7 protein-coding genes and 1 pseudogene are annotated in these 4796 nt (G+C 43.6%); 1 reads left to right on the top strand and 7 read right to left on the bottom strand.

Annotated elements, in window-relative coordinates:
* A pseudogene (locus EWV66_RS21450) lies at positions 1–92 on the top strand (IS1 family transposase); the annotation flags it as partial.
* Here EWV66_RS21450 and EWV66_RS21445 read toward each other — a convergent pair.
* The 7 genes from EWV66_RS21445 to EWV66_RS21415 form a co-directional block, all read right to left on the bottom strand.
* A complete protein-coding gene (locus EWV66_RS21445) occupies positions 48–464 on the bottom strand; it encodes a hypothetical protein (protein WP_052277618.1) in 417 nt (138 codons plus the stop codon). The pseudogene EWV66_RS21450 and the gene EWV66_RS21445 overlap by 45 nt on opposite strands.
* Positions 465–766: 302 nt before the next feature.
* The gene (locus tag EWV66_RS21440; protein ID WP_052277619.1) at positions 767–1585 is read right to left on the bottom strand and encodes a DUF4351 domain-containing protein; all 819 of its coding nucleotides are present in this window, start codon (positions 1583–1585) and stop codon (positions 767–769) included.
* A 163-nt stretch (positions 1586–1748) separates the two neighbouring features.
* Positions 1749–2495, bottom strand: coding sequence for a hypothetical protein (locus EWV66_RS21435; protein WP_052277620.1), 747 nt, complete (start codon positions 2493–2495; stop codon positions 1749–1751).
* A gap of 79 nt (positions 2496–2574) precedes the next feature.
* Complete coding sequence (locus tag EWV66_RS21430) at positions 2575–2892, bottom strand: hypothetical protein (RefSeq protein WP_052277621.1); 318 nt, start codon at positions 2890–2892, stop codon at positions 2575–2577.
* 42 nt (positions 2893–2934) lie between these two features.
* Positions 2935–3252, bottom strand: a complete 318-nt coding sequence (locus EWV66_RS21425; protein ID WP_002757707.1) for a hypothetical protein — start codon at positions 3250–3252, stop codon at positions 2935–2937.
* A 65-nt stretch (positions 3253–3317) separates the two neighbouring features.
* The gene (locus tag EWV66_RS21420) at positions 3318–3773 is read right to left on the bottom strand and encodes a hypothetical protein (RefSeq protein WP_052277622.1); all 456 of its coding nucleotides are present in this window, start codon (positions 3771–3773) and stop codon (positions 3318–3320) included.
* Between the two features lie 102 nt (positions 3774–3875).
* A complete protein-coding gene (locus tag EWV66_RS21415) occupies positions 3876–4448 on the bottom strand; it encodes a PEP-CTERM sorting domain-containing protein (RefSeq protein WP_260441382.1) in 573 nt (190 codons plus the stop codon).
* Positions 4449–4796: the final 348 nt, after the last annotated feature.

Here is a 4796-nt window from a genome sequence, read left to right as displayed (position 1 = left end):
TCTGCTATTCTAAGTCTACAGAAATGTTAGGATACTCTATTCGTTTATTAATTCATTATCTGAAGTTTCAAGAAGTGCCTATTCCTTACTGATTCATAGCTTAATTCAGCAACGCCCAGGTTAGCTGGGAGAACTAAATCGATACTGCGATCGTTATCAAAACCGTAGAGGGTATCTTGTGTTATTTTGAATCCATGAGAAATATAGGGGCCGAGAACGGGAGAGAGGATAAATTCAAAGACTAAATTATTGTTTTTTTTATTTCCGCGGACGCGAAGAGGAGCATGGAGATATCTAAATTCAAAAATCGCTCTATCTAACTGTAACTGCCACATATCCAAGCGCATCGGCCCCTCGGCTAACTGCATCACCCGGAATTCTTGTTTTGGATCTACCACTGCCTCCAATTCCTCAGAACTTTGAAAGTTATAGAAAACAAGATTAGAATTCTCCACCTCTGACATCACTCAATACCCGATATAATCCCGATTAATTCCCAAAAACGATCGCTTTAATAGACACTTAATTTTACCACTGACCACTGCGCTTACACCAGATACAGGGGTTAAGAGAGAAAAATTTCTGAGTGCCACCCTCCCCAACGAAGTTTTTGATAAGTTCTGCTGGTATTACCGGGTTATTCTCCTCACAGGGAGAAAATTGATAGATTTCTGGTTAGTGTATCACAAGCTCAAGAAAAGGATAGCCAAATGCTTGCAGCTACCCTGTGCTGAGAGCATGGACTGGATAATTAGTTCTCTTGTACTTAATTTATTTGGCAATTTTCTAGCCATTGTTCTAAATCTTGTAGTGACTGAAAATCTAACAAAGCTTCGCCTAAGTTTTCTAACTGTTCTAGGGAAAGACTGCGTATCTTCGGGGATAATTCCGGTGAAATGCCACCTATACGGCGATTTAATTGACGTAAAACGAGGTTAGCTTCTCCCTCTTGTAAACCTTCCGACCAGATTTCTTGATAGATAACAGATTCTTTCATGATGTCTTTCCTCAATAATCGTTGAATGATGTCTTTGTTTAATACTAACCCGGCTAGAATGGCGGTAGATGCGGCCAGATTGCTTTGTTCTCGACTATCGCTGATTTGCTCGATTTCTTGGGCAATTTGCCCCAGTAAGTTTTCTGGTTTCTCAGCTTGAGCGAGTATAGCGAAGGGAAATAGCCCTGGCGCTTGTAATAAGGTTTCTGAGGGTTGTTCCCAGAGTCTAATCACTTCAAATTGATGATAGGTTTTCCCTTGTTGATAGTCATTTTGTCGGACTTGGGGGGAGTTACTTTTCCTCAGATAAATCACCACTTGATGGATGGGTTTATGGGGATAGCGTCGATAGAGTCTGGTGGCATAATCGAGCATTCTATAGGGAATGTCTTCTTTAGGGTCAGTTTGGAACTCGATATGTAAGATTAATTCTTCTGACTCCAAAAAGATTAACGTATCGGCTCTAATCGGTTCTAGGGATAATTCTGAGGGTTTAATTTCCGTTAAGTCTAAGGGTTTTCCTAGTAACCAAGTGGCTAAGTCTCTGGAATATTCAAGGGCGATAAATTTACAGGTGGAATCATACATTTTCAATTCAAATACAGGTCAAGCCTGACCTGTATTTTAACAAAATTAAACCCCTATCCCCAAAAATAACCAAAGGAGGGGTTTTACCCCTCCTAAAGACCAAGATATACTCAAAACTATCCTCAATGGGGATTTTATGCTTGGCGCTTACGAGAAGCAGCACCTAACCCCCAAAGATGATCGCTTCAAAAATCTCGTAGCGTTCCTTGCCGATGCGAATAATATAGATATCGTCTTGTTTCGAGGCGCTAAACGCTCCAGGAGCTGCCTGACTGGTATCTGCACCGATCGCTTTTCCCTTTTCAAAGAAAATGATACGCTTGCGACCATCGGGTTTGGTAACAGTGACATCCGCGCTACCGTTGCCCCGACGAGTGACACCAAAGGGACAAGATCCCGCCGGTTTTCCATCGCCCATCGAACAGGTAACATTACCCGTAGCATGGTAATTTGTCCCCGGTACTTTGGCATCGCTTTGGTTGTAATTATTGGAAATAAAGATTTTTAGGCGATAATTAGCCACTTCATTATTCCGGGCCGAGTTGCGAGTCAAACCCACTTGGATCGTATAATCGCCGTCCGCCGGTAGGATTCCCTCGTGGGCATTACCGACATTGTTCCCGATAACCATCGCCGCGTCTTTGCCCGGGACTTTTCCCGGTGCGAAAATATTGAAAGAAGCGCCCCCGTTATCACTCAAGAGGCTAACCGACATATTTTGTCCAGCATTGGCGCGAATTAGGTATTGAACGACTTGTTCTCCCTTGATTTTGCCTTGAATAGTGGTTCCTTCGGTTCCGGCTTTGAATTGCACTCGTTCTTTACGGATTTCGCTGAAAGCGGGGGAAGGCAGAATAACCGGGGTGGTGATTAAGGTGGCCAGTAAAAAAGCGGAAAAGAGTTTACGCATGATTTAAGTTTTTTCCCAAGTTAATTAGATGTTTTACAGCGATCGCTAGATTTGTTGACAATTGTACTATAACGTCCGTCTAGTTTTTTTCCGAACGGGCCGATTTCGCTTTTTCTAGGGTGTCTTGACAGTTGATTTTGGCGAATTCTTCGATTTGTTCTGGTTTCAAATTAAAATCTGAACCCGCTCTTGCTTTAATTTGTTTTAAGAGTTGATCGGTTTCCGATTGGGTTAGTAAACCCGCTTGTTTTCCCGTTTCCGTGGCGACACAAACACCGTAGGTTACACCACCTGTGAATCCGAGGGTTCCCAAGAATTTCCCTCCTAGAAACAATCCGATACCCGCACCGATAACACCCGTAGTAATAGCAATTAACAACACATAAACGGGTTTCATGCTTTTTTGATCTCCTCCAATGAAGACTAAGTGAGCGTGTTATTACATAGCGCCTTCGTCCACTTTGGAATAGGGTAGGTTTTTGATAAATTTGACGATCTGGTTGCCGTTGCGGTTAAAGGAACATTGGAAGGTATTGACCATTTTATCCGTCTCGTAAGTGCCATTCACTGCGTGAGTGCCGTCGGTGCGTTGTCCTTCGTATTTGACAACGATATTACCCGGCGAGGTTTTATAAGCATTAGCGGCGCGAGATTTGCAGGCCGACAACATGGTAGCAGTATTCGCGGCATAAACTGGTAAAGTAGCGACGAGGGCGATTCCGGTGGCGATGGCGCTGAATTTTATAGACTCGAACATGATTGATTTTCTTACAGAGTAAGAGGGGCGATAATCTCTAGGATGCGTTCAAGATTTTTCGATAACTACCTAATCGTTACCGAGAAGGTGAAAGGAACGGTATGATTGCCGTCTTTCGCTTCTCCCATGAGATAGACACGAATGGTATAGTCGCCATCTTTGGGGAGTTTAATTTTAGCCATGGCGTTGGGTCCTTGGGCAGAACTGTTATAAATCGCTACATTATTACTACCCGGCGGCAGGATATTAAAAAATACACTATGCTTGTCTTCTGGGTTGCCTGTCCCATCATCAGCAAGAGAAACCATCAGGGTTTGACCTTTTCTCGCTCTTAAGACAAAATCTCGGTATTCACGCCCTGTAATTGTCCCGTTGAGGGCGGCCATATCACTGCCCCGTTCAAAGTTCACTCTACCGCTTAACTGCGCTTGTAGAGGGGCGGTTAAACCCAAACCAAGGGATAAAGCGATCGCTACGGAAGCTAAAACGTTTCGAGGGGAAATAAGCGGAAAATGTTTCATGTTTATTTTTTGGGAAAGAGACTAGGGAGTAAAAATAATTTCGTCTCCCTAGTCGGGTAAATTGTCAAGGGGTTACGGAATTTTTAGCGGCGGAAAATCCTTTTATCCCTTGCGCTTGCGAGCTAATGCCCCTAAAGCACCCACTGTTACTAAACCTAAGATAGTACCCGGTTCAGGAACGGAAGTAGCGCGAGTAAATGTCAGTGTTGAATTATTTGAGTCTAAAACTCCACTTGAAGCATCAGCAACCCCGTTTGTACCGAATAGAGTTCCGAGAGGAGAATTTAATCCAAATGCATTTGCATTTGGAGAACCCGTTACAACAAATTGACTACGAGCGAATTGAGTACCAGACAGAATGATATTACCACCCACAACATTAAAAGCATTAGGACCCAGTGATGGGAATGTACCAATAACCGGTAGCGTGTATCCTAAAGCGGCAGGAGCGGAGGTGACGGAAAGAGCGGTAGCCGCGTATATCCCATCCGTGGTTAGTGCCGCGTCCGGCAACTCTATTGTCCCAGAAACTGTACCACTAACCGGGCCATCCACATTCGAGAAAGAAAAGCCAAAAGTAGCGGCGCTCGCACCAGATACAGGAGCGAGTAAAGATAGACCGATAAGGGCGACCCGACCACCGATCGATTTTTTGATAAGTGTTGATAATGTCATAGGTTTAAACTCCTCACAGAAAGGAATAAAGATAAACAGTCGTCAATATAGGGGAGTTTACGGAAAAGGTGATATCCGAAAATTCCTTATTTTTTTTGACCCCTTCCCGTTTTCTTAATACTTTTTTAAGAATTGGCTGAAGGCATTACCCTGAGAGGCTTGGAAAAATAGGAGTTCGGGCGATTCAGTTGAAGGGGCGCACCGCTACGCCGCTCCCTGCGGGATCCCCCCTAAGCGTACAGGAGAGCGAAGATGAATGTTTCAGTGAATTAACACCTGTCCCAAAAATGACTGGTAATTTGGTAGTACAATTATAGTAATCAGTAAAATAAGGAGGATTAAAGTAAA

It is taken from the genome of Microcystis sp. M_OC_Ca_00000000_C217Col (assembly GCF_007095585.1).
In the GTDB taxonomy this organism is placed as follows: domain Bacteria; phylum Cyanobacteriota; class Cyanobacteriia; order Cyanobacteriales; family Microcystaceae; genus Microcystis; species Microcystis panniformis.
Note: the sequence above shows the minus strand (reverse complement) of the source record. Positions and strands in the feature narration are given on the sequence as shown.

Coding starts and splice junctions, on each gene's coding strand:
- EWV66_RS21425 (WP_002757707.1), bottom strand. CDS start 3,252: ATGTTCGAGTCTATAAAATTCAGCGCCATCGCCACCGGAATCGCCCTC.
- EWV66_RS21430 (WP_052277621.1), bottom strand. CDS start 2,892: ATGAAACCCGTTTATGTGTTGTTAATTGCTATTACTACGGGTGTTATC.
- EWV66_RS21440 (WP_052277619.1), bottom strand. CDS start 1,585: ATGTATGATTCCACCTGTAAATTTATCGCCCTTGAATATTCCAGAGAC.
- EWV66_RS21445 (WP_052277618.1), bottom strand. CDS start 464: ATGTCAGAGGTGGAGAATTCTAATCTTGTTTTCTATAACTTTCAAAGT.
- EWV66_RS21420 (WP_052277622.1), bottom strand. CDS start 3,773: ATGAAACATTTTCCGCTTATTTCCCCTCGAAACGTTTTAGCTTCCGTA.
- EWV66_RS21435 (WP_052277620.1), bottom strand. CDS start 2,495: ATGCGTAAACTCTTTTCCGCTTTTTTACTGGCCACCTTAATCACCACC.
- EWV66_RS21415 (WP_260441382.1), bottom strand. CDS start 4,448: ATGACATTATCAACACTTATCAAAAAATCGATCGGTGGTCGGGTCGCC.